Origin of the sequence: Rothia gullae (genome assembly GCF_024294905.1) — a bacterium.
GTDB lineage: Bacteria > Actinomycetota > Actinomycetes > Actinomycetales > Micrococcaceae > Rothia.
The window spans coordinates 1-23634 of the sequence record NZ_JANCOC010000014.1 but is presented as its reverse complement, the minus strand read 5'-3'; the positions used below and the strand labels follow the sequence as shown (position 1 = coordinate 23634).

Here is a 23634-nt window from a genome sequence, read left to right as displayed (position 1 = left end):
TTATACGCGTCTGCAGAAGACTAGTTACCTAGCGGGTGCCGTCGAGGTGACGGCGGTGTTCCTGAATACGGCGATCCAGGTGCTCAAGGTTCTGTTGCAACCTCACAATCTCATCCTCAATCTTCTGACGGGCACGCTCCATCACATCAATAAGATAGGAATAGATAGGGCGTGGTCGTCCGGATTGCTCAAAATCGTGCGAATGTCGGCAAGACTCATTCCGGCCTGACGGCAGGTAGCGATAAACCGGGCCGAGGAGATGGACTCCTCGTCAAAAACGCGAGTTCCGTGAGCATCACGGGGCGCAGCAATGAGCCCCTCTTTTTCGTAATAGCGCAGGGCGTGGTTGCTCACCCCCAACTGCTCCGCTACCTCTTGAATACTTACCACAACTTTAATGCATGGGGTTAGATCGGGTCTAAAGCAAACCGAGAACCCTTACCTTCCAGTGCAATAGGAGGCTACTTCCGCGGTATCTCGCGGAGGCGCCAAAAAGCACCCGAAAAACCGGAAAATATTCCCTGACTTGGCACAACACTCTTCGAGAAGGTGCAAAGAAACACAGGGTGCTCACATCATATGAGCACCCGGCGCCTCCTCATCTAGCCTTTAGGGTGAAGGTTAATTCTCAGCGGGTGGAAGAACCCGTGAAGACACTATCAGCCCACTCGGAAATTACCCGCACTTAGGTGGTATAAACAGCATTTCAGAGGGGCTTGGGTCAGCACCCCGTGAATGCTCGCGGTTCTAGCGGGTCACCGTAGCGTACAGGCGAGTCATAGAATCCAACGCCTCACGCTCACGCTGCGCATCACTCGGGGTGGCGGAATTATCCTCAACGCCGAGGGCGCGAGCCAGAATCTTCTCCACCTGCTTCCCCTCAATCAAGAAGCCGTCATGGCCGTGGTTCGACTCGATAATGTCCACGGGTACCGGGGTGGGAAGCGCCTCCGCCAGGCGGTGCGACTCGTGCGGGAAGAACAGGCGGTCCGTGTTCACCGCCGCAATCGTCCACTCACAATCGGTGTGCGCCAGCGCCTGTGCCAAGGTGCCGCGGCCACGCGCCACGTCGTGTGAAATCAGTGCCTCATTGACCGCCAGGTAGCTGTTCGCGTCAAAACGCTCAACCAGCTTAGCTCCGTGGTGATCCAGGTAGCTTTCAATCGCGTAGCGGCCACGCGGCTCACCCAGCGAACCGCCCACAGTGTTTTCGCCGCGGTTCTCCTCACGGCCGAAGCGGTGCTCCAGCTCTGCGGGGCTGCGGTAGGTGGTGTGCGCGATACGGCGTGCCAGAGCCAGACCGGCAGTCGGTGCAGGACCGGCATAGTAGTCGCCACCGGCAAAGTTCGCATCCGAACGAATCGCAATGTTCTGAGTGTGGGCCCAGGAAATCTGCTCCGCCGTAGCCGAAGGACCGGAGGCGATGACCGCGCATCCGCGGACCAGCTCGGGGTTGGTTGCCGCCCACTCCAGGGCGCGAGCGCCACCGAGAGAACCACCAATCACATAGCGGAAGCTGTTCACACCCAGGGCACGCGCCAGGTGCGCCTCAGCACGCACCGAGTCGCGGATGCTCACCTGCGGGAAGCGGGAACCCCAGTGCTCACCGGCACCCGGGTAGCCTTCCGGGATGATGCTCGCCGGACCGGTAGAACCGTAGCAGCCACCCAAAATATTGGGGGCAATCACGAAGTAGCGGTTGGTGTCCACGACCGAGCCGGGGCCCACGATGCCTTCCCACCAGCCGTCCGATTCGATAGCGCGAATCAGCGGGGCGGGCATGTCGGGGGTGGGTACGCCGCGGGAGACATGCGTGTCACCGGTGAGCGCATGCAGGATCAGGATGGCGTTATCGCCAGCCTCGTTGAGGGTGCCCCAGGTTTCATAGCCGATGGTGACCTGAGGCAGGGTTACGCCGGATTCGAGCTCCAGGTCGCCGATGTTCAGCTGACGCAGGTAGCCTTGCGCTTCGGGGTGTTCGCGCTGCGTGCCCGCCACGGGGATGGGCGCGGTAACAGGCTGGTTGGTAGTGCCGGACTGGCTAGTGCTCTGGGCGGTCATGGGGGGTCCCTTCACTGGGTTGGCCGGCGAGGTGGTGCCGGGTGTGAGCGGGGTACTCGTCTGCGGGTTGAATCTGCAGTTGAGTCTGCGGGGGGAGGCCGGGAGGCGGCGGTACGGCGCGCTTATGAAATGCTCCGTAACGGGGAATCCGCAGGTGGACCGAAAAGCCGTAGCTTGCCGGTCCGCCTGCGGGTGCATCACCGTTTAGGAGAGGGTGTCGAAGCCCAACTGCAGGTCGGCGAGAATATCGTCGATGTTCTCAATACCGACAGCAAGGCGGATGAAGTTCGGGTACACGCCAATCTTCTCCAGCTCCTCAGTGGAAAGCTGAGAGTGGGTGGTGGAGGCGGGGTGAATCACGAGCGAGCGCACGTCACCGATGTTCGCCACGTTGGAGTGCAGCTTGAGGGCGTCTACGAAGTCGCGGGCCTGTTCCAGGGTTGCGTCCTTGAGGGTGAAGCCGAGAACCGCGCCGGGGCCCTTGGGCAGGTACTTCTGCGCACGCTCGTACCAGGGGGAGGATTCCACGCCAGCCCAGATAACCTTCTCGACCTGCGGGTTTGCTTCGAGCCAGCTGGCGACCTTGGTGGCGTTCTCAATGTGGCGTTCGATGCGCAGGGAGAGGGTCTCCAAGCCGATGCCGATGTTGAAGGCATTGGTCGGGGAGATAGCGGCACCGGTGTCACGTAGCAGGGAGACGCGAGCCTTCAGGATGTAGGAGAGGTTCGCGCCGAACGCGGAGTCCTTACCCAAATCGCGTGCGTAGACCAGGCCGTGGTAGCCGGGGGCGGGCTGGTTGAACTTGGGGAACTTCTCGGGGTCTGCACCGTAGTCGAAGTTACCGGAGTCAACGATTACGCCGCCGATGGAGGTGCCGTGGCCGCCCAGGTACTTGGTGGCGGAGTGGACGACTACGTCTGCGCCGTGCTCGATGGGGCGCAGCAGGTACGGGGTGGGTACGGTGTTGTCCACGATCAGGGGCACACCGTTTTCGTGTGCAATCTTAGCGATGGGCTCGATGTCGAGCACGTCGTTGCGGGGGTTGGGTACGGACTCGCCGTAGAAGAGCTTGGTGTTGGGTCGGACTGCGGCGCGCCATGCGTCCAGGTCGTCCGGGTCCTCCACAAAGGTGGTTTCGATGCCGAGGTCGGCGAGGGTGTACTTGAGCAGGTTGTAGGTGCCGCCGTACACGGAGGGCGAAGCAACAACGTGGTCGCCTGCGCCGGCAATATTCAGAATTGCGTAAGTGATAGCTGCCTGGCCGGATGCCAGCAGCAGCGCACCTACGCCGCCTTCCAGGGAGGCGATACGGTTTTCGATGACTTCCTGGGTGGGGTTGTTAAGGCGAGTGTAAATGGGGCCCAGCTCGGCGAGGGCGAAACGGTTCGCGGCCTGCTCGGCGCTGTCAAAGACGAAGGAGGTGGTCTGGTAGATGGGTAGTGCCCGAGCTCCCGTTGCGGCATCCGGCGCCTGACCTGCGTGGATCTGGCGGGTTTCGAACTTCCAACCGGCGGGGTTGGCGGGAGTCGGGACGGTAGTGTTGTTGCTCATGCGTGGCTCCTATTGGGGATTCTTAAGGGGCCGCATGCCGACGGTACAGGAATCGTCGTCGAATAATCCTGTCACGATTGATGTACCGGTTTCGGTCACATCGGTCCCGCGCTTGCGTCACGCTTGTGCGTGCCGCCCGGTCTTCACCCAGGGCACCCCACCGCGGAGGAGGGTTGCCGACCAGCTAGCTGGGGCTTATCGCTGGCGCTCTTGACCTGTTATTTAGAGTGTCATAAGGCACGGGGTGGGGTCAAGGGTTTTGTGGGTGCGCGGTACTTTAAGACATTTCATTGCAAAGATGACGTTTTTTAACGTCTGTCATAAAACGTGAACGACGATGCCGGGACAGTCAGAGGGCGAGGCATTCAGAATGCGGAGGCGGACACCCACCATCTACATAGTAACCCACATCACTTTTATCTACGGTTTTTCGGTACACTGAAATGACACATACACTCACGCAGGGTACAACTCGCTACGGCTCACTACGTCGTTTATCCTACTCAGCATCCCTCCGGTATAGGGGCCAGAGGGTCATACCCGAAGGTTACCTACCATGTCTCTTGTTCTTAATGCGGCGCAGCTCAGCCGCGTCTTTGGCAAAGGTGAAAACGCTTTTACCGCCGTCGACCGGGTGTCACTTCGCGTCAGTTCCGGTGAGATTCATGCTCTCCTCGGCCCCAACGGTGCGGGCAAAACGACGACCGTGCAGATGTGCTCGACCCTGCTCACCCCCACCGGCGGTAGCCTCACCGTGAACGGTATTGACGCTATCGCCCACCCGCAGCGGGCGCGCCGTCACGTGGGCCTCGCGCTGGGCGGGGAGAACGGCTTCTACCCGCGCGCCAGTGCCCGCGATAATCTGCTGTTCTTTGCCGATGTTGCGGGGGTTTCCGGGCGGGACCGAGGGCACGAAGTTGAGCATGCCCTAGCCCGTGTGGAACTCACCGATGCGGCAACGCGGCCTGTCCAGGAGTTTTCCCGCGGCATGAAGCAGCGCCTACATATTGCCCGTGCCCTGCTCGGCTTTCCCGCCCTGCTCCTGCTGGATGAGCCGACCAACGGGCTCGACCCCGATATCGCCCTAACCGTACGAACCCTTATCCGTTCTCTCGCGGAAGACGGCGCCGCCATTCTGCTCACAAGCCACCTGCTGGGCGAAATCGAGGACCTGGCGCACACCATCACCGTCTTGGGCGCTGGCTCCGTTGCTGTGAGCGGCAGTCTCGAGGACGTTGCCGCGCACGCCGGCATTGCCGCCACGACCGTGGTTCAGGCCGAGCCCACCACCACCGAGGGCATTGATACGCTCCGCGGGTTCCTCGGCGATAAGGCGGCGGTACTTTTTGCCCCACGCGGTTCCGGCTGGGAACTGACCCTCTACTGGCACGGCGAGCGCGCCACGTTCGAGGCGGGCGAGGCGCACCGCATCCTCACGGAGGGACTTGCCGCCGCACGCATTGGGGCGCGAACCGAACCGTACACGCGCCCGGCAACCTTGGAAGAGGCATACCTGGCGATGGCGGAGGGGCTCAAGCGATGAACGCTCAGACGCAACGCTCAGAAGAGTTCCAGCGGCAGGGTCGACGGTACGACCTGTGGCAGGAGTGCGCCCGGCAGCTACGGCTCATGGGCTTTAGCCTGCGCCAGTTCCTGACAGTCCCCTACTTCATTCAGCTGCTCATTAGCACGGTACTCGGCTCAGTCATCCTTCAGGCGCTCGCCGTGCATGCGGCGGCGCAGAGCTCCGCGGGTCACTCCGTTGACCCGACTCTCGCGTGGACCCGCGCGGGCATTGTGGGCATGTGGTCGGTCTGCATCGTGTCTGCGGGCATCATCAATTTTGAGCGTTTCCGTGGGACCCTCGTGTACCTGTGTTCGGGGTCGATTTCTCCGGTGCGGGTGCTGGCGGCTATCGTTTCAAGCGCATCCGTTGTGGGTTTGGCGGCTTTGCCCCTGTCGTGGCTCATCTGGGCTCTTGTGACGCTCAACCCGCAGGTCACAGACTTTTCAGCACTCTGGCCGCGCTACGTTCTGGGCGTTCCCCTGCTGTGGCTTGCGTGCCTGTCGGTAACGTTCATGATTGCGGTATTCTTCGTGGCCACGCCGAACGCTATCGCCTACGAGGAGCTGTTGCTCGTGCCGGCTTTTATTCTTTCCGGGGTTCTCTTCACGACCGTTGAAGCGCCCGCCTGGCTGGATGCCGCGGGTGTGCTCATTCCCCTACAGGCGCCGGTTCACCTGCTACTTGGGCGTACCGCCATCACTACCCCGGCGGATGCGCTCCTGCCCGTAATTCAGACCCTGGTCGTGAGCTTCATCTGGGCGTTGTGCTCGTTCCTCTTTGCGCGGAAGGCTCTCACCTCCGCCCGCCGTCGCGGCACCCTGGGGGCGATGTAGCGTGTGTATTCTCTCTTCTGCCGCTCTGCCTAGCGTGGCGCGTCGGGCTCTGTCGACCGCTTCTATTGGCTGGTCATCTTCTATTACCTTCGCAACCCTCGGAACGGCCATCACGACCCTGGTTCTCGTACCCGGTCTTAACGTGCTTTTCACGGTGCTTCTGGGTGCTGATCTTGCCGCAAACGATACGGTACGCATCGGCTGCGCGACCGCCCTGATTGCGACCCTCAGCTCCGTGGCAGCCGGTATTGTCGCGCGCGTTGCCACAGACCGGTGGATTGGCGTCTTCGAGTACGTGTGCACGGCGCGCCCGGTGGATGCTGGATACTGGCTCGGTTCGGCGGCGGTACCCGCGTTGCTGGCATCCGTAACGGGTCTGAGCAATGTGGGCATCGTGTGGTTACTGTCCCTCACATCCTCCGCTGCGGGAGCAAATTCCGGGCTTTTAGTCGGCGCCATCTTACTGATGCCGGTTGCGATTCTTGGCGGGGTCTGCCTGGGTATTTTTGCTGCCGGTTTGGGCCTGTACCTGTCGGATCCGTACACGGGCTCGAATGTTCTATCTATTGTTCTGCCGGTCAGCGCGGGCGTGATTGTGCCGGTGAGTACCTATCCGGCGTGGCTTGTCTGGGTGTGTTCCTGGGTTCCCGGGTCCCGGCTGGTGCAGGCTTTAGATACCTCTGGCAGTATTGCGAGCAGCACTACCCCGGTTTTCTTCGCTCTCCTGGCGGCAGACACAGCCCTGGCAGTACTCTACGCCGCCATCGGGTTGGGGCTGACTTTCCTTGCCGCTCGCCGCATCCGTGCCGGCGCCCGCGCCTCGCTGTTGTAAACGGTGAACCCTGAAAAAGAACAAACCTTTTAAATACTCACCATCCGGTGCAGAAGGCTCTGGCGGGGCTCCCACAAGGTGAGCCGGACAATCCTGCCCAGGCCGCAATATAGTAGCCTGCCTCACTCTTCGATACACTAGAACTAGGCGTGCCCCCAGTCCCCCGCGCACCCTCACCGCCGACCGGCGGCACAGGAACGCGGGCGCAGACGGCACACACCATTCACAAACCCACAACTCAATGAAAGAGGTGGCAGCATGGCTGAACAGAACCTCACCCCGCCCGCACCGAAGAAGGTCGAGCACCGCCGCGAGCACCACGGCGACGTCTTCATCGACCCCTACGAATGGCTCCGCGACAAGGAAAGCGAAGAGGTCCTCAACTACCTCAAAGCAGAAGTCGAATACACCGAAGCTGTCACCGCAGACCAGCAGCCCCTCCGCGAATCCATCTTCAACGAAATCAAGGACCGCACCCTCCTGTCGGACCTGACCGTCCCGAACCGTATCGGTGACTGGTGGTACTACAGTCGCATGGTGCCCGGCGGCCAGTACCCCGTCTTCTACCGCTACCCCGCCCTGCACGAAGGCGACGAGGTGGTGCGCTACACCCCGCCGACCGTCACCCCCGGCGAAGTACTCGAGGGTGAAGTCGTCATCCTCGACTGCAACGAATACGCCAAGGACATGGAGTTCTTCTCCCTCGGCAGCTTCCAGCCCGCACGTAACGGCAAGCTACTGAGCATCTCCGTGGACGAAAAGGGCGACGAACGCTACGAGCAGCGCTTCCTCAACATGGAAACCGGCTCCTTCCTCGAAGACAGCATCCCCAACATTGCAGCGGGATCCTTCTTCATCAACCACGCCGAACAGCTCATCTACCTCGTCCCCGACGAGTCGTGGCGCCCCTGGCGTGTCTACGTGCACGACGTCGGACAGGGCACCGAAGATCACCTGATTTACGAGGAACCGGACAACACCATGTGGCTCGGCGCCGCCATGAGCTCCGACCGTTCCTCCGTGGTCATTACCAGCTCCAACTCCGAGTACACGGAGGTGCGCCTCATCCCCATCCGCGAACCCAAGAGCGAGCCGACCCTGCTCATCCCCAAGAGCGCAGGCATCGAATACTACGCCGAGCCGCTCAACATTGCCGGCGAGCAGCACCTGCTAATTCAGCACGACTACAATGCGTTGAACTCCGAGCTGGTCCTCGCAGACATGCCGCGCGAAGGTGAAAGCCTCGAAGAGTACGCGCAACGTTGGGTGCCGGTCATCCGCCACAGCGAACACGTGCGCCTGGAGGGCTTCACCTTCACTGCAACGCACCTGGTCGTCACCGCCCGCGCGGACACCACCACCCGTATCTTCCTCACGCCGCGTGAACAGCTGCCCATGCAGTGGCGCCGCCGCCGCCCCGCCGGCGTGACCTTCATGGAACCTGCCGGCTTCGATGAGGAACTGTACACCGCCTCCGTACTACGTGCGGAGAACTACTCCCCCGTGCTGCGCATCGCCTACACCTCGTACCTGACGCCGCGCCGCGTCTACGACTACTTCCCCATGTCGCAGACCCTGCTGCTGCGCCGTGAAACCCCGGTACTCGGCGGCTACAACCGCGAGGACTACCGCGCATACCGCGACTGGGCACCCGCGGCGGACGGCACGCTCATCCCGATCTCGGTGATTCACCGCGCCAACCTGGACATGAGCAAGCCGCACCCGGTCATCCAGTACGGTTACGGCTCGTACGAGTCGTCCATGGACCCGATGTTCTCCATCCCGATGCTGTCGATCCTGGACCGCGGCGTCATCTACGTCATCGCACATATTCGCGGCGGCGGCGAGATGGGCCGCTCCTGGTACCAGAACGGCAAGAAGCTCGCGAAGAAGAACACCTTCACCGACTTCGTGGACGTCACCAGCTACATTGCGGCTAAGCCTTGGGCTGATGAGGCGCGTATCGGCTGCTACGGCGGTAGCGCCGGCGGCCTGCTCATGGGCGCCGTGCTGAACCTCGCTCCCGAAAAGTACGCCGCCTGCCTGGCAGCCGTACCGTTCGTGGATGCGCTGACCACCATCCTCGACCCGGAGCTGCCGCTGTCGGCGATGGAGTGGGAAGAGTGGGGCAACCCGATTGAGGACCCGGAAGTGTACGCCTACATGAAGTCGTACACCCCCTACGAGAACATCCGCCCGGTCCGCTACCCGGCGATTGCTGCGGTGACAAGCCTGCACGACACCCGCGTGCTCTACGTGGAGCCCGCGAAATGGGTTGCGGCACTGCGTGAGCAGATTGACCCGTCGTCGCCGGTACCGCTGCTGAAGATTGACATGTCGGGCGGTCACGGTGGTGGCTCCGGCCGGTATACACGTTGGCGTGAGATCGCGTGGGATTACGCGTTCCTGATGAGCAACCTCGGTGTTACTGAGTAACACCCAGCAACAGAGAATGCTCCTTCTATATCTTGAAGATATGGAAGGAGCATTTCTCGTTTAAGTACATTGTGTTGCTGGAGGGACGGCGTTCGTCCTCGTTCCTCCCCTCACCAAGCAGGGGCGCGGCGCCACATATTTCCTCCGCGCCTACGCAGGGGCACCCGTCACCCGGACGCTCCGCCCTCTCCTCGCTCCGCATCGGAGAGCGTCCGGGCTGACACCCTGAGGGCGCATCCGGAAAACGCGGCCGCGCCCGCACAGCGTCCCAGCGCGGAAAGGCAGTATCGTCCGAAGTGACATCAGGGTGCCCGAAGCGTGGGCAGGTGCCCCTGTAGGAACGAGGACGATAACCACCTTTCCAAGCGGAAGCAACCGCGTAGAACAAGAGAGCACAAAAGAGGCGCCGCCTCCCACCTCGGGAGACAGCGCCTCTTTCGTTAGAGCCGGGTCAGCGGAAAAGCTTAGCCTTCCACACCGCACTCAGCCAGAATCAGCTCACGCACGCGGGCGGCGTCAGCCTGACCGCGGGTAGCCTTCATGACCTGACCGACGATAGCGCCAGCAGCCTGAACCTTACCGGCACGGATCTTGTCGGCAACGTCGGGCATTGCTGCCAGGGCTTCCTGAACGGCTGCGGTGAGCGCGCCGTCGTCGGAGACCACGGCGAGACCGCGTGCCTCAACGATTTCGGCGGGGGTGCCTTCACCGGCGAGGACAAACTCGAGCACCTGGCGGGCGATCTTGTCGTTAATCTTGCCTTCGGAGATGAGCGCTTCGAGGGCGACCACGGTTGCGGGCTCCACGCCGAGGGCGGTGAGCTCAACTTCAGCCTGCTTTGCGCGGCGGGCGATTTCGCCCATCCACCACTTGCGGGCGGCTGCTGCGGTTGCACCTGCGGCGACGGTCTCTTCGATGACGTCGAGTGCGCCAGCGTTGACGACGTCGCGGAACTCTTCGTCGGAGTAGCCCCACTCACCCTTGAGGCGGCGGCGGCGCTCTGCCGGGGGTTCGGGCAGTTCAGCGCGCAGACGCTCAATCCATTCGCTGTTGGTGACGACCGGTACGAGGTCCGGTTCGGGGAAGTAACGGTAGTCGTCGGCGTCGGACTTGGGGCGGCCCGAGGAGGTTTCGCGGGTGTCTTCGTGCCAGTGGCGGGTCTCCTGGGTTACCTTTTCGCCGCGTTCGAGGATCGCTGCGTGGCGGCGAATCTCGTAGCGGACGGCGCGCTCGACTGAACGGAGGGAGTTCACGTTCTTGGTTTCGGAGCGGGTGCCGAACTTCTCTGCGCCCTTGGGCATGAGGGAGACGTTGGCGTCGCATCGGACGTTACCGCGTTCCATGCGGGCGTCAGAAATGCCGAGGGAGCGTACGATGTCGCGGATTGCGGCAACGTAGGCGCGTGCCAGTTCGGGTGCGCGCTCACCGGCACCGACGATGGGTCGGGTGACAATCTCGATCAGGGGCACGCCGGCACGGTTATAGTCGACCAGGGAGGAGGTCGCACCCTGGATTCGGCCGTCTGCACCGCCGACGTGGGTGAGCTTGCCTGCGTCTTCTTCCATGTGGGCGCGCTCAATTTCGACGGTGAAGATGGTGCCGTCTTCGAGCTCAACGTCCAGGGAGCCGTTTTCAGCGATGGGGCCACCAGCCTGGGAGGTCTGGAAGTTCTTCGGGGAGTCCGGGTAGAAGTAGTTCTTGCGGGCGAAGTAGGACTTGTCTGCAATGTCGCAGCCCAGTGCCAGGCCGAGCTTGATGGCGGACTCAACAGCGGTCTTGTTCACCATGGGCAGCGCGCCGGGCAGGCCGAGCGATACGGGGGTGACGTTGGTGTTGGGTTCGTCGCCGAACTCGTTGGGCGCGGAGTCGAACATCTTGGTCTTGGTGTTCAGTTCGACGTGCACCTCGAAGCCGAGGACCGGGTCGTACTTTTCGATGGCTTCTTCGAAGCTGAGGACTTCTTCACTCATTACTTGGTTCCCCCAAAGTCAAAGTCGCGGATCAGAGTTTCGGTGTCGGGCAGGCTCTTGTAGAGCGGTGCGCCCCATTTTGCGGTGAGCAGTTCTTCCAGTGCTGCGCCGACGCGGTAGAGGCGTGCGTCTTCGCGTGCGGGTGCAGTGAACTGGATACCGACGGGCAGGTTGTTCTCTTCGGAGAGGCCGCCGGGCAGGGAGAGCGCCGGGACGCCTGCCAGGTTAACGGGCACGGTTGCGACGTCGCCCAGGTACATTGCCATGGGGTCGCCTTCGGTCTTCTCGCCGAGCTTGAACGCGGTGGAGGGCGCGGTTGGGGAGATAAGCACGTCGCACTTTTCGAATGCTGCCGCGTAGTCGCGCTGGATGAGGGTGCGTACGCGCAGTGCGGCGCCGTAGTAGGCGTCGAAGTTACCTGCAGACAGTGCGTAGGTGCCGAGGATGATGCGGCGCTTGACCTCGTGGCCGAAACCTGCGGAGCGGGTTGCGGACATGACGCGTTCGATGGTGACGGGGCCATCTTCGGGTACGACGCGCAGACCGTAGCGGACGCCGTCGTAGCGTGCCAGGTTGGAGGACACCTCGGAGGACATGATCATGTAGTAGGCGCTGATGGCTTCGGTGACGGAGGGCAGGGAGACCTCGATGATCTCTGCGCCTGCGGCACGTAGCTCTTCAACGGATTCGCGGAAGCGTGCGAGGACGCCTGCTTCGAAGCCTTCGCCGTCGCCGCCGCCGAGTTCCTTGATGACGCCGATGCGCAGGCCGGACAGGTCGCCCTTGCGTGCGGCTTCTGCGCCTGCCTTGGCTTCTTCAACGAAGTTGCCGGGCTCATCGGGCAGGGAGGTTGCGTCGAGCGGGTCGTGGCCTGCGATTGCTTCATGGAGCAGTGCAGTGTCCAGGACGGTGCGGGCGACGGGGCCTACCTGGTCAAGGGAGGATGCCATGGCGATGACGCCGTAACGGGAGACGGAGCCGTAGGTGGGCTTGACTCCGACGCTACCGGTCAGTGCTGCGGGCTGGCGGATGGAGCCGCCGGTGTCGGTGCCGAGTGCCAGGGGTGCCTGGAAGGCGGTGACGGCTGCTGCGGAGCCGCCGCCGGAGCCGCCGGGGGCACGGTCGAGTGCCCAGGGGTTGCGGACTACGCCGAATGCGGAGTGCTCGTTGGAGGAGCCCATTGCGAATTCGTCGAGGTTGGTCTTGCCGAGGATGGGCATGCGTGCTTCGCGGACCTTGCGGGTGACGGTGCCGTCGTAGGGGCTCATCCAGCCTTCGAGCATGCGCGATGCTGCGGTGGTGGGCTGACCCTTGGTGACGATGAGGTCCTTGACGGCGATGGGGACGCCTGCGAGCGGGGGCAGTTCCTTACCTGCTGCGCGGTCTGCGTCCACTGCTGCTGCGGTGGCGAGTGCTTCTTCGGCGTTGATGTGTAGGAAGGCGTTGAGGCCGTTCTTGCCGTCTGCTCGGTTGTCGCTTAGGGGTGCGCCGTCGGTGGCTGCGATGCGGTCCAGGTGTGCCTGGGTGAGCTCGACGGAGGTGATTTCGCCGGATGCGAGCTTTTCTGCTGCTTCTGCGGCGGTGAGCTGGATCAGTTCGTTCACTTGGTTGTTCTCCTCTTAGTCTTCGTCGAGGATTGCCGGCACGCGGAACTTGCCGTCCTGTGCGTCGGGGGCGCCGGAGAGCGCCTCTTCCTGGGTGAGGGTGGTGACGGGTACGTCTTCGCGGAAGACGTTCTCGAGGGGGATGGGGTGGCTGGTCGCGGGGATGTCGGCAGTTGCTTTCTGCGACATGGTCTCAACGGATGCGACGATGACGTCCAGCTCAGACGCCATCGCGGTGAGTTCTTCATCGGTCATCTCAATGAGTGCCAGCGATGCCAGGTGCTTTACCTGTTCAAAGGTGATGGCAGACATGGTTCTCCCGTAGTTTGTTTTCTTGTCTCTTCTCTAGTGTAGTGGAGGTTGCGTTTTCCGTCTCATTGGGGGTTGGAGGGTTTACCTGCTGGGTTGCGTGTTCAGGCGGTGTTCTTCTCCCCTGTTCTGGGGTTAAATGCTCAACGCCCCGCTCCTCGTCTGAGGTGCGGGGCGTTGGGCTACAACGTGTCCACGTTACGCTTGAGGGTTAATCCTTAGGCGGGGATGGTCAGAACCTGGCCGGGGAAGATCAGGTCAACGTTGTAGATGATGTCGGTGTTCGCAGCTGCGATTGCCTGGTAGCCGCCTGCAACGCCGAGCTTTGCAGCGATCAGCGAGAGGGAGTCACCGGGAACCACGGTGTAGGTGCCGGCTGCAGCCTTGGGAGCTGCGACGGGTGCCTCAGCTACCGGTGCTGCTACAGGTGCCTCAACTGCGGGTGCAACGGGTGCTACCGGTGCAGCGGGTGCTGCTGCGGGAGCCTCAACTGCTGCGGGTGCAGCCTGTGCCGCGGGTGCGGTGTAGGTCTGCTGGGTCTGCGACTGTGCAGCCACGGTGGTGGTGGGCTCAGTGTAGGTGGGAGCTGCGCCGGTCTTACCGTAGAGGCCAAGCTTAGCGGAGCATGCGGGCCATGCGCCCCAGCCCTGGATAGCGAGCAGACGCTCGCCTGCCTCAATCTGCTGTGCACGGGTAGCGGTTGCGGGGGAGCCGGACATGCCGACACCGCTCCAGGACTGCTGGGCGAACTGCAGACCGCCGTAGAAGCCGTTACCGGTGTTGATGGACCAGTTGCCACCGGACTCGCACTGTGCCAGTGCGTCCCAGGTAGCACCGTCTACTGCGTTTGCAGCGGGCATCGACACGGTAGTCGCTACAGCGCCACCGATGGCGAGAGCTGCTGCGGTACGACGAATGGAAGTGTTCTTCATAATGCTCCTTGGGGCCGTCCCCGCTCGTTCCGTCCCCGGAACTCTAGCGCGCTGCCGCTCACCCTTTGATAACGAAGTAGGTTACTCATGTTCTGGCTCTACCATGTGAGCGGCTCTCCACCGATTTCATGTCACCGTGAGCGATTCTGCACTTATGTGCGGGATCCGGGTGGCACTTCCTCGATGGGGACGTGCGGTAGAACCGGGCATCGTTTCAAGCATTCCAAGCTTGAAACCACACAGGCGATTCCCTTGCGAGAATCTATCTGGTCTCAAAGATAGCCGAGGTTTTTTATGATTCCAACCCGATTCCAAGTTCACAGCGAACGTCCCGGGTTCTCCCAGGGTTCTTTCAGGTTAAAAGTGAAGGAAACATTAATTAAGACCTCGAGCCCCACGCCCCTTATGGGTTTCACCCCGGAATTTCGGGGTTTTCTAGGGATTTAACCCGGATGCGCTCCCCCACTGAACTTTCTGATTCGGGGCCGATAGACACCACCTTTAAGGGTTTTGAACAGCGTGTAAATATTTTTTAAATATTTCTTCGCTTTGGGAGTGCTTTAAGGCGCTTCCGCCTTAAAAGCTGTGGTAATTACAAATGCCAGAAAATGGCATTCAGGCTCTGGAGCACGCACCCCAGAGCCTGAATGCCCTATATATTGCAGGGGTCAGATTCAGGTAACCCCGCCACCGGGTCTACTCGGCGGTAGCCTCAACAGCCTCCGGACCACCCTCGAGCAGGGCGGTGAAGCCCTCTTCATCCAGCACCTTCAGACCCAGCTGCTGAGCCTTATCCAGCTTCGAGCCGGCGTTCGCGCCAGCAACCACAAAGTGGGTCCTCTTAGACACTGAACCGGATGCCTTACCACCGCGAGAAATAATGGCTTCCTTCGCGCCGTCACGGGTGTAACCATTCAGCGTACCGGTCACGACCACGGTCAAGCCCTCCAGGGTGCGTGCCACGGACTCGTCACGAGTATCTTCCATGCGCACACCGGCGGCAGCCCAGGAATCCACCACCTCGGCGTGCCAGTCCTCAGCGAACCACTCAATAATAGAGTCGGCAATCGTGGTGCCCACACCTTCCACAGCGGCAAGGCGTTCACGGTCAGCCTCACGGATCGCCTGCATCGAACCGAACTCCGCGGCGAGCGCGCGGGCAGCGGTCGGGCCCACGTGGCGAATCGAGAGGGCAACCAGCACGCGCCACAGCGGCTGCTGTTTTGCCTTCTCCAGTTCGGCGAAGAGGTTCAGCGTATTCTTCGTGGGCTTCGGCTCGGGGCGTGCCTTGGTCGGCTTGGTGTAGAAGTAGGGCACACGCTCCATCTTTCCGGTGCCCACACCCTTGACCTTCTTCTCACGTTCGATGGTGACCTCGCGCAGGTCCTCAATATTGAGGCTGAACAGGTGCGCCTCGGTCGTTAGCGGAGGGATGTGCGGGGTTGCGGGGCTGGTGAGTGCCTTTGCCGCTTCGAATCCGAGCGCCTCAATGTCGAAGGCGCCGCGGCTTGCCGCATAGTACACGCGCTCGGTCAACTGCGCCGGGCAGGAGCGCGGGTTCGTGCAGCGCAGGTCCACGTCGCCTTCCTTGCCGGGGGCAAGGGGCGAACCGCAGGAGGGGCACTCGCTGGGCATGACGAACTCTCGTTCGGTGCCGTCACGTAGGGCAACCACGGGGGCGACGATCTCGGGAATCACGTCGCCTGCCTTGCGCAGCACCACGGTGTCGCCGATGAGCACGCCCTTAGCCTTGACCACGTCCTGGTTGTGCAGGGTGGCGCGTTCCACGGTCGAGCCGGATACGAACACGGGCTCCATGACGCCGTAGGGGGTCACGCGGCCGGTGCGTCCCACGTCCACGCGGATGTCCAGCAGCTTGGTGTGCACCTCTTCGGGCGGGTACTTGTACGCCACCGCCCAGCGCGGCACACGGGAGGTGTAGCCCAGCTGAGCCTGGGTCGCGAAGTCGTTGATCTTAATGACGATGCCGTCGATTTCGTGCACCAGGGAGTGGCGCTGCTCGCCGTACTTGTTGATGAAGTCGAACACCGCCTCGGTGTTGGCGGCGATTTCGCTGTAGGGGCTCACGGGCAGGCCCCAGGAGGCGAGCAAATCGTAGGTCTCGTACTGGGTGGCAATATCCAGGCCGGTGCGCGAACCGATGCCGTGCACGTACATGCTCAGCGGGCGCGAGGCGGTAATCGCCGCGTCCTTCTGGCGCAGCGAGCCTGCCGCGGCGTTACGCGGGTTCGCGAAGGGGTTCTTACCGGCAGCAATCATGGACTCGTTGAGCTTCTCAAAATCGGCGGAGGAGATGAACACTTCGCCGCGGATTTCAATCTCTTCGGGGTGGTTCTCACCGGTCAGCCGCTGCGGGATGCTCGCGATGGTGCGCACGTTATGGGTGACGTCTTCGCCGGTGGTACCGTCGCCGCGGGTTGCCGCGCGTACGAGGGTGCCGTTGCGGTAGAGCAGGTTCACCGCCAGGCCGTCAATCTTCAGCTCGGTCAGCCACTGCGGTGCGCTACCGGTGAGGTTCCGGGCGCTCTCCTCGGTCTTGGTCAGCCAGGCTCGCAGCTCCTCGAAGGAGAAGACGTCCTCGAGGGAGTACATGCGCTGCAGGTGGGTGACGGGCGCGAAAGCTTCGATGGCTTCGCCGCCGACTTCCTGGGTGGGTGAGTCATTAGCAATGAGGTGCGGGTGCTCAGCCTCGATGATTTCGAGTCGGCGGTACAGCGCATCGTACTCAGCGTCAGAGAGGAAGGGCGCGTCCTCGTTATAGTAGGCGCGGCGGGCGGCACGAATCTTATCGGTCAGTTCCGCGTACTCAGCACGCAGGGCCTCGGTAATCTTCACGGTATTTTCTGCGGTGTTTTCCACGAAGTTTTCTGCGGGGCTCTCTGCTCGAGTCTCGGCGGGGGCAGTCTGCTGGGTGTTGTTGTTCTCAGTCACCCGTCCAGTCTAGCGTTTTTGCTCCGTCTCTCCCCTATCGCCCGTCATGTTGCTCGGGTTCCGCCAGCGCAAACACTGGCGCAAGAACACCGTAGCTACTTCCCAGGTTGCACTTCTTTAGTTTCTGTACGCGAATACAGTTCACCCCCGCCTCCTACAGGCACTCGCACGAGTACCCGAAGAGGGCGGGGGTGAATCATAAGATATGAAGTTTAGGCTTCGACAGCGTCGGCAACAATCACGGTAATGTTGTCGCGGCCGCCGGAGCGCAGCGCCTCGTGCTGGAGCACGTCAGCGGCGTCCTGCGGGTGGCGAATCGAGGTGAGTACGCGCGCCATGTATTCGTGCGAAAGCTCACCGGAAAGACCATCGGAGCAGAGCATCAGGCGGTCACCGGCGCGGGCGGGCAGAACCCAGAAGTCCGGTTCCCAGTAGTTGCCGGTACCGAGGGCCCGGGTAATCACGTTGCGGCGCGGGTGGGTCAGCGCCTCCAGGGCGGTAATCTGACCCTCGTCAACCAGGTACTGCACCTCGGAGTGGTCGCTCGTGACCTGCTCCAGCGAAGCGGAACCCTCGGAGCCGGGCAGCTTCTCCATGGCGGAGTGGTGAATACCGTCATCTTCACGTAGCAGACGGTAGGTTCGGGAGTCACCCACGTTGAAAATAACCCACAGGTTACGGTCACCGATGCTGGTCAGCCAGGCGCCAGTGACGGTCGTGCCACCGGCGCGTGAGAGTGCCTGCTTAATTTCTTCGTTGGTTTCGCCGAGAATATCGTGCAGGCGGTTCAGGGTGCCCACAATTTCGTTGTTGAGGGCGGTGTTGGCGCGGCGACGACGCTTGGCGGGGTCGGAGTCGTCAATGGCGGCGAGGCGTTCAGTATAGGCCTGCTGTTCCTCCTCGCCGCGTCCGCCGGGCATGGTGAAGAAGGGCGAGTAGGCGAGCTGACGCACGCACAGGCGCGATGCTACTTCACCGGCTTCGTGGCCTCCCATGCCGTCCGCGACCACGCAAAGGGAACCGGCGACGACCATCGAATCTTCGTTATTTTCTCGATGTGCGCCGCGGTGCGTTGCACCACCGGTACGTAGTTTCAGTTCAGTCATGAGAGGTCTATCTCCATTGTGTAGTTCGCGCGACGAGTCACCGCCACGGGGTCTACGTTACCAAAGCTTCTAACGTTTCGCGTCCCTTGAGAGGTGAGAGTATAGCGATTTCCCACCTGTCGGAGCGTGTTTGCTGTCTCATTATCGGTCAGTACGGTACCCGGTTCAGCGAGTGAGACCAGGCGCGCAGCCAGGTTCACGCTGGAGCCGTACACGTCGCCGCGGTTAGCCAGAACCTCGCCCCAGATGAAGGCGACGCGGGCATCCGGTAGCTGCGGGTCGGCACCGATCTTTTCGGAGAGCTGCAGGCTAATTTCTGCAATAGCGTCCGGAGTTTCGGTGAGGAAGAAAACTTCGTCCCCGAGGGTCTTGATAATGCGACCGCCCAGGGGTGCGATGATATCCAGGCAGCTCTGCTCAAAGTGGTTGATGAGCTGAGAAAGAGCCGCGGCATCCAGGTTACGCACCAGGGAGGTGTAGGAAACCAGGTCAACGAACCCTACGCCGCGCACCAAGGGCAGGTGAGAAAGTCCGGAGGTGGTCACATTGTTTTCCCGCAATCCCAAGCGCAGGATTCCGGCGTACATCTGGCGGCGGTACGCGTATAGCGCCAGACGCTCAAGAACCTCAAGGTAGCGCGGGAAGTCTTTGAGGAGCTTGCGGCGGGCATCATTGTCGCTGAGATTTTCAGTGACCATGATGTTGTGTACGAGCGCCTCAATCTGCCAGGCGACGGTGCGGTCGGTCAGTTGACCTTCGGCGCGCACGAGGGATGCCACATATTCCATGCGGATATCGCCTTCTGCGTCCAACTTCTGCAGGTCGACAAGCATCTGCACGTCTGTTTCAGTGAAGTAGGGCGAGTGGTCGGCTATTGCCGGGAAGCCCATGTTGTGCCAGATGCGCTGGGCAGTTTCGCGAGGAAGCCCGGCGCATTCTGCGGCTTCTACGGGGGTGTAGCGGCGGCCCTGTCCCAGGAGCGACTTTTCGAGGGCTCGAATTCCTGCTTTGGATTCCTCGTCTCGGTAGATATTGTTCTGGGCGAGGTTCTGCAGAATTTTGAGGTTCAGCATTTGGGTTTCGGGGCCCATGGTGGCGCCGGTGCCCTGCGGAGAGTGTGCAGGTTTCTGGGGGTCTGCCGTGCTCATTGCCGCTGCCGCTCCTTTCATATCTGCCGGATCGTCTATTCTGTCGTGCGGATGCGCTAGCGTGTGCCGTGCGTCGATTGTGCGCTGCTTCACTGCGTAGCACCTTGTTAATATACCCTCCACTGCGGTGTTTTGGGCATCAAAGCGCCCACACCCAAAGATATTTTAGTGGAGTAATTCACATTTAAGAATACTCTAATCCGCATTTTTTCGGCTGATTTAGGTGCCGGGTGGGGCTCTGAGCCATCCGGTCCGCCCTCCTGTAGTGGGCGGACGCATCTCGTAGAGGGCTAGATGTAGCAGGAACGCAGGGCGTAGTAGTCGCGTTGAGCGGATTTAATTTCTTTTTCGAAACGCTTAGGTTCAGGCACATAGGTCAGGCGGTGGTGCGCTCCGCGGCAGACCACATACACGGAGCCGTATCCCAGCCAGGCACCCGGTCCGCGTTGTTTTACCCAGCGCTCCCCCATGGAATCCAGGTAGAGGGATTCGTCTCCGGTTCGGGTCATCACGCCGCGGCGAACCACGAGCCGGTGCGTAGTGAGCAGGTAGGAGGTGGTCGCCCAACGCCATGCGGTACGCACCGCTCCGAGGACGGCACCAACCGCGCAGATCATGCCGAGAATCCACAGAATCGGTGAAGACCGTGCCGTGGAGGCAAAAGTTGAGGCAGCGATGGCAACCAGCAAGTAGGCGAGCGCGGGCAGCAGGGCACCGTAGTGCTGTCGGGTGGCGATGATGACATGCTCACCGGGGTTGAGTTTTCCGCGCAAGCGCATGGTGTTCCTTAGCTGTGCTGGTTGAGGTGGTGTGGGTTGAGAGATGTTGCCGTGCCGGGCTGAAATTTTAGGGGTTGGTTCTAGTGTGCCTGCTGAAAATCTCCGTAGCTACCGTTGGCGGGGCGAAGGTGCTCAATATCGCCCACCGCGTAGGGCTCCAGGGTTCCGTCCTCGCGGCGAATGAGGATGCGCCCCTGAGCGTCGAGGTCTTCGGCGGTGCCTTCTACGGTGCTTCCGTCGGGCAGGCTCATGCGCACGCTGGCGCCGAGGGTTGCTGTGGCGGCGCGTGCCTGATCGAGCAGACTGAGACTCTCCGGGTTGAGCGGGTCGGGGCGTTCCGGGTCGCCGCCGGCGCGCACGAAGGCGCGGTAGCGGCGGGCGAAGATGCTTAGTAGTTGGGTGAGCACCTCGGAGGAGTCGATGACCTGCCCGGTACATAGGCTCAGGCTGGTGGCGGTGGGTACGGGCAGCTGTTCGGCGGACATGTTCGTGTTCTGTCCGATGCCCACAATAATACTGCGCTGCCCCTCGGTGGAGCCGCTTTCGGGAACGAGCTGGGCGAGAATTCCGCAGCCTTTGGCCCCCTGCGTGATGACGTCATTGGGCCATTTGAGGGCGACGTCCACGCCGTAGCTGCGCCAAATATCGACCACGCTGAGCCCGGCGATGAGGGTAAGCCAGTGGTAGCTATCTTCGGGGAGTTCTCGGGCGAGCGGGTCTGCGGAGGCGTGCGCGCGGACCACAATGCTTGCGGCGAGGCAGGCTCCGGGAGGGGCGGTCCAGGCTCGGGCGAGGCGGCCGCGTCCGGCGCTTTGGTAGAGGCTGGCGTAGACGGAGAGCTCACCGAGCTGTTCGCGTTCGGGGTCGCTGCCGTCCATGAGTAGTTCGCGGGCGCGGGTGGTGGTGGAGTCGACTTCATCGTAAAGGTTTACGCTGGAGTACCCGGTTTCCATTGCGATGGTGCGGATGCGCGGTGCATCCAAAACCGAATGATCGCTCTCGATGTGCATGTTCTTCTCCATAGCCTGCGCCTTTCTGCTCTGTCCGAAACTACTCTGCAGTATGCCGACCCGTCACCGAAATCTGCCGGTTTCTACCGAGTCGCACTAGTTTCTCACCATACCAATTTCTTGCCGTCGGTGATGCCCGCCCAGCACCCGAGACGGTACATTAGACAGTGAGGGTGCATCAAGCACCGACCGGCTGCGGAGGTTCCTCCGCCCTGCTCGAAAGAAGACCGCTATGGCTTATTACGCAATTACTTATGTTTACGCTGCTCCCGAGGAGCAGACGAAGTACCGTCCGGCTCACCGCGAGTACCTTGGTTCGCAGATTGAGGCGGGCAACCTGATTGTTTCCGGTCCCCTGCTGGACGGTGAGACTCCCTCCGGCGCTCTGCTGATTGCAAAGGTCGACTCCGTTGATGCAGCTGAGAAGCTGGTTGCTGGCGACCCCATGAACATTGGTGGTGCGGTTCTGTCTCACACCATCACCGAATGGAACCCGGTCCTGGGCACCATCTAAATTTTGCAAAGCTATAGTAGCTTGAACCCCCTTTTCGCTGGTATGGATTGCCGGCGCGAGAGGGGGTTTCCGCATCGTATCTTCGCGCCATAGATGCCTCTTCAGTACTCTTCGCGCATCATTGCGGGCAGTGTGTGCATAAAAGTGTATCTAGTGTTGATATTCTGGCTTCCCACCTGGCATATGTGGGCTATTGCGCACTATAGTTGAAAGATATGTACATTGTTCAAGAGTGCCCTTCAGAGCACCTGAGCACACTATCACCGCAACCACTGGCTCCCGACAATCGGGTGGAGCAGGAACGAGGAATAATGTCCGAGAACCTCCAGCAGGAATTTGATTTGAGCACCACCGCCGGTAAGCTCGCTGATTTTTATGCACGTCGAGAGCGCAGCTTCGCGCCCAGCGGTGAGGCAGCTATCGAAAAGCAGCACGCACGCGGCAAGCACACCGCCCGCGAGCGCATCGATATGCTTCTGGACGAGGGTTCTTTCGTAGAGTTTGATGCCCTCGCCCGCCACCGCACCACCGCATTCGGCATGGAGGCGAAGAAGCCTCTGGGTGACGGCCTGGTCTCCGGTTACGGCACCGTGGATAGTCGCCTGGTTGCTGTGTATTCGCAGGATTTCACCGTCTACGGCGGTTCTCTCTCGCAGGTGAACGGCGAGAAGATCGTGAAGGTGCAGAAGTTCGCCCTGAAGAACGGCTGCCCGGTTATCGGCATTAATGATGGTGGTGGTGCCCGTATTCAGGAGGGCGTGGCTTCTCTGGCGATGTTTGCCGATATTTTCCGTATGAACGTGCGCGCATCCGGTGTGGTTCCGCAGATTTCTGTCATCATGGGCCCCTGCGCTGGCGGTGCCGCGTACTCCCCCGCTCTGACTGACTACATCATCATGGTGGATAAGACTTCGCACATGTTCATTACCGGCCCGGACGTCATTAAGACCGTGACTGGTGAGGACGTGGATATGGAAACCCTCGGTGGCGCGCGTCAACATAACGCCGTGACCGGTACCAGCACTTACCTGGCTGAGGATGAGGAAGACGCTTTCGATTTTGTGCGTGAGCTCCTCGAGTTCCTGCCCTCGAATAACCTTGCGGAGTCCCTGCCCCTGGAGCATGACCAGGAGGCGCAGGTGAGCGTGGACGACCTGGATTTGGATACTCTCATCCCGGATTCGGCGAACCAGCCTTACGATATGCGTGCGGTCATTGAGTCCGTGGTCGATGACGGCCACTTCCTGGAGATGCAGGCGCTGTACGCTCCGAACGTAATGATTGGTTACGCCCGTGTTGAGGGCCGCACGGTCGGTATTGTGGCGAACCAGCCGATGCAGTTCGCCGGCTGCCTGGATATTTCTGCATCCGAGAAGGCTGCCCGTTTTGTGCGTCATTGCGATGCGTTCAACATTCCGATTCTGACTTTTGTGGATGTTCCCGGCTTCCTGCCCGGCACTGATCAGGAGTTCAACGGCATTATTCGCCGCGGCGCTAAGCTGCTCTACGCTTACGCGGAGGCGACCGTTCCGCTGGTTACCGTCATTACCCGCAAGGCCTACGGCGGTGCGTACATTGTGATGGGTTCGAAGAAGCTGGGTGCCGATATTAACCTGGCCTGGCCCACCGCTCAGATTGGTGTGATGGGTGCTCAGGGTGCGGTGAACATTCTGTACCGTCGTGAGCTGGCTGCTCTGGCGGCTGAGGGCGGCGATGTTGAAGCTCGCCGCACTGAGCTGATCACCAAGTATGAGGAAGAGCTGCTGAACCCGTACCAGGCTGCTGAGCTGGGGTACATTGACGAGGTTATTGCCCCGAGTGAGACTCGCGTGCGCATTATTTCTTCGTTGCGTGCCCTGCACGATAAGCGTGCGGCCACCCCGGCCAAGAAGCACGGCAACATCCCGCTGTAGGCTTCCGTCGTGGGGGGGCGGGGGGGGGGGGGGGGGGGGGGGCGGGGGGGGGGGGGTGGGGTGGGGGGGGGGGGGGGGGGGGGGGGGGGGGGGGTGGGGGGGGGGGGGGGGGGGGGG

Annotated in this window: 18 protein-coding genes and 1 riboswitch; of the genes, 6 read left to right on the top strand and 12 right to left on the bottom strand. The window is 61.6% G+C overall.

What is annotated here, in order from left to right; all coding sequences use genetic code 11:
* Positions 1 to 141: 141 nt before the first annotated feature.
* The 3 genes from NML54_RS08055 to NML54_RS08045 form a co-directional block, all read right to left on the bottom strand.
* Positions 142 to 354 (bottom strand): MerR family transcriptional regulator, encoded by a 213-nt coding sequence (locus NML54_RS08055; RefSeq protein WP_254757347.1) that lies wholly within the window; start codon positions 352 to 354, stop codon positions 142 to 144.
* A gap of 393 nt (positions 355 to 747) precedes the next feature.
* On the bottom strand, positions 748 to 2061 hold the full coding sequence (gene metX, locus NML54_RS08050) for a homoserine O-acetyltransferase MetX (protein WP_254757345.1): 1314 nt from the start codon (positions 2059 to 2061) through the stop codon (positions 748 to 750).
* A gap of 204 nt (positions 2062 to 2265) precedes the next feature.
* Entirely contained in the window at positions 2266 to 3612 is a 1347-nt protein-coding gene (locus NML54_RS08045) for a bifunctional o-acetylhomoserine/o-acetylserine sulfhydrylase (protein WP_254757343.1), read from the bottom strand.
* A 103-nt stretch (positions 3613 to 3715) separates the two neighbouring features.
* A riboswitch (SAM riboswitch) is annotated at positions 3716 to 3828 on the bottom strand.
* 340 nt (positions 3829 to 4168) lie between these two features.
* On the opposite strand from NML54_RS08045, the gene NML54_RS08040 reads away from it, so the two are divergent.
* The 4 genes from NML54_RS08040 to NML54_RS08025 all read left to right on the top strand — a co-directional run bounded on the left by NML54_RS08040 (position 4169) and on the right by NML54_RS08025 (position 9280).
* Positions 4169 to 5155: an ABC transporter ATP-binding protein gene (locus NML54_RS08040; protein ID WP_254757341.1), complete on the top strand. Its 987-nt coding sequence runs from the start codon at positions 4169 to 4171 to the stop codon at positions 5153 to 5155.
* The gene (locus tag NML54_RS08035; RefSeq protein WP_254757339.1) at positions 5152 to 6012 is read left to right on the top strand and encodes an ABC transporter permease; all 861 of its coding nucleotides are present in this window, start codon (positions 5152 to 5154) and stop codon (positions 6010 to 6012) included. Before NML54_RS08040 ends, NML54_RS08035 begins: the two co-directional genes overlap by 4 nt.
* A gap of 1 nt (position 6013) precedes the next feature.
* On the top strand, positions 6014 to 6844 hold the full coding sequence (locus tag NML54_RS08030; RefSeq protein WP_254757337.1) for an ABC transporter: 831 nt from the start codon (positions 6014 to 6016) through the stop codon (positions 6842 to 6844).
* 258 nt (positions 6845 to 7102) lie between these two features.
* Positions 7103 to 9280 carry a S9 family peptidase gene (locus NML54_RS08025; protein ID WP_254757335.1) on the top strand — a complete coding sequence of 726 codons (2178 nt, stop codon included), beginning with the start codon at positions 7103 to 7105 and terminating at the stop codon, positions 9278 to 9280.
* A gap of 464 nt (positions 9281 to 9744) precedes the next feature.
* On the opposite strand, the gene gatB is transcribed toward NML54_RS08025, so the two are convergent.
* From gatB to NML54_RS07980, 9 genes are all read right to left on the bottom strand, one after another.
* Positions 9745 to 11250, bottom strand: a complete 1506-nt coding sequence (gatB, locus tag NML54_RS08020) for an Asp-tRNA(Asn)/Glu-tRNA(Gln) amidotransferase subunit GatB (RefSeq protein ID WP_005507019.1) — start codon at positions 11248 to 11250, stop codon at positions 9745 to 9747.
* Positions 11250 to 12854, bottom strand: coding sequence for an Asp-tRNA(Asn)/Glu-tRNA(Gln) amidotransferase subunit GatA (gene gatA / locus NML54_RS08015; RefSeq protein ID WP_049338850.1), 1605 nt, complete (start codon positions 12852 to 12854; stop codon positions 11250 to 11252). Before gatA ends, gatB begins: the two co-directional genes overlap by 1 nt.
* 15 nt (positions 12855 to 12869) lie before the next feature.
* Positions 12870 to 13166: an Asp-tRNA(Asn)/Glu-tRNA(Gln) amidotransferase subunit GatC gene (gatC, locus tag NML54_RS08010; RefSeq protein ID WP_005507016.1), complete on the bottom strand. Its 297-nt coding sequence runs from the start codon at positions 13164 to 13166 to the stop codon at positions 12870 to 12872.
* Positions 13167 to 13381: 215 nt separating this feature from the next.
* The gene (locus tag NML54_RS08005) at positions 13382 to 14095 is read right to left on the bottom strand and encodes a transglycosylase family protein (RefSeq protein ID WP_254757333.1); all 714 of its coding nucleotides are present in this window, start codon (positions 14093 to 14095) and stop codon (positions 13382 to 13384) included.
* A 696-nt stretch (positions 14096 to 14791) separates the two neighbouring features.
* Complete coding sequence (ligA, locus tag NML54_RS08000) at positions 14792 to 17047, bottom strand: NAD-dependent DNA ligase LigA (protein WP_371925803.1); 2256 nt, start codon at positions 17045 to 17047, stop codon at positions 14792 to 14794.
* 212 nt (positions 17048 to 17259) lie between these two features.
* A complete protein-coding gene (locus NML54_RS07995) occupies positions 17260 to 18153 on the bottom strand; it encodes a PP2C family protein-serine/threonine phosphatase (RefSeq protein ID WP_254757331.1) in 894 nt (297 codons plus the stop codon).
* Entirely contained in the window at positions 18150 to 19301 is a 1152-nt protein-coding gene (locus NML54_RS07990) for an adenylate/guanylate cyclase domain-containing protein (protein ID WP_254757329.1), read from the bottom strand. Before NML54_RS07990 ends, NML54_RS07995 begins: the two co-directional genes overlap by 4 nt.
* A gap of 290 nt (positions 19302 to 19591) precedes the next feature.
* On the bottom strand, positions 19592 to 20080 hold the full coding sequence (locus tag NML54_RS07985; RefSeq protein WP_254757326.1) for a PH domain-containing protein: 489 nt from the start codon (positions 20078 to 20080) through the stop codon (positions 19592 to 19594).
* 80 nt (positions 20081 to 20160) lie between these two features.
* Positions 20161 to 21102: a biotin--[acetyl-CoA-carboxylase] ligase gene (locus NML54_RS07980; RefSeq protein WP_254757324.1), complete on the bottom strand. Its 942-nt coding sequence runs from the start codon at positions 21100 to 21102 to the stop codon at positions 20161 to 20163.
* 220 nt (positions 21103 to 21322) lie between these two features.
* On the opposite strand from NML54_RS07980, the gene NML54_RS07975 reads away from it, so the two are divergent.
* Both NML54_RS07975 and NML54_RS07970 read left to right on the top strand, forming a co-directional pair.
* Complete coding sequence (locus NML54_RS07975) at positions 21323 to 21604, top strand: YciI family protein (RefSeq protein WP_254757322.1); 282 nt, start codon at positions 21323 to 21325, stop codon at positions 21602 to 21604.
* Positions 21605 to 21915: 311 nt separating this feature from the next.
* Entirely contained in the window at positions 21916 to 23517 is a 1602-nt protein-coding gene (locus NML54_RS07970; protein WP_254757320.1) for an acyl-CoA carboxylase subunit beta, read from the top strand.
* The last annotated feature ends 117 nt before the right edge of the window (positions 23518 to 23634 follow it).

Excerpts from the sequence above, each read along its gene's own strand:
- gatC (WP_005507016.1), bottom strand. The coding sequence starts at position 13,166 with ATGTCTGCCATCACCTTTGAACAGGTAAAGCACCTGGCATCGCTGGCA.
- NML54_RS07995 (WP_254757331.1), bottom strand. The coding sequence starts at position 18,153 with ATGACTGAACTGAAACTACGTACCGGTGGTGCAACGCACCGCGGCGCA.
- gatB (WP_005507019.1), bottom strand. The coding sequence starts at position 11,250 with ATGAGTGAAGAAGTCCTCAGCTTCGAAGAAGCCATCGAAAAGTACGAC.
- NML54_RS07980 (WP_254757324.1), bottom strand. The coding sequence starts at position 21,102 with ATGGAGAAGAACATGCACATCGAGAGCGATCATTCGGTTTTGGATGCA.
- NML54_RS08045 (WP_254757343.1), bottom strand. The coding sequence starts at position 3,612 with ATGAGCAACAACACTACCGTCCCGACTCCCGCCAACCCCGCCGGTTGG.
- NML54_RS08005 (WP_254757333.1), bottom strand. The coding sequence starts at position 14,095 with ATGAAGAACACTTCCATTCGTCGTACCGCAGCAGCTCTCGCCATCGGT.
- NML54_RS08025 (WP_254757335.1), top strand. The coding sequence starts at position 7,103 with ATGGCTGAACAGAACCTCACCCCGCCCGCACCGAAGAAGGTCGAGCAC.
- NML54_RS08040 (WP_254757341.1), top strand. The coding sequence starts at position 4,169 with ATGTCTCTTGTTCTTAATGCGGCGCAGCTCAGCCGCGTCTTTGGCAAA.
- metX (WP_254757345.1), bottom strand. The coding sequence starts at position 2,061 with ATGACCGCCCAGAGCACTAGCCAGTCCGGCACTACCAACCAGCCTGTT.
- NML54_RS07975 (WP_254757322.1), top strand. The coding sequence starts at position 21,323 with ATGGCTTATTACGCAATTACTTATGTTTACGCTGCTCCCGAGGAGCAG.
- NML54_RS07985 (WP_254757326.1), bottom strand. The coding sequence starts at position 20,080 with ATGCGCTTGCGCGGAAAACTCAACCCCGGTGAGCATGTCATCATCGCC.
- NML54_RS07990 (WP_254757329.1), bottom strand. The coding sequence starts at position 19,301 with ATGAGCACGGCAGACCCCCAGAAACCTGCACACTCTCCGCAGGGCACC.
- NML54_RS08035 (WP_254757339.1), top strand. The coding sequence starts at position 5,152 with ATGAACGCTCAGACGCAACGCTCAGAAGAGTTCCAGCGGCAGGGTCGA.
- NML54_RS07970 (WP_254757320.1), top strand. The coding sequence starts at position 21,916 with ATGTCCGAGAACCTCCAGCAGGAATTTGATTTGAGCACCACCGCCGGT.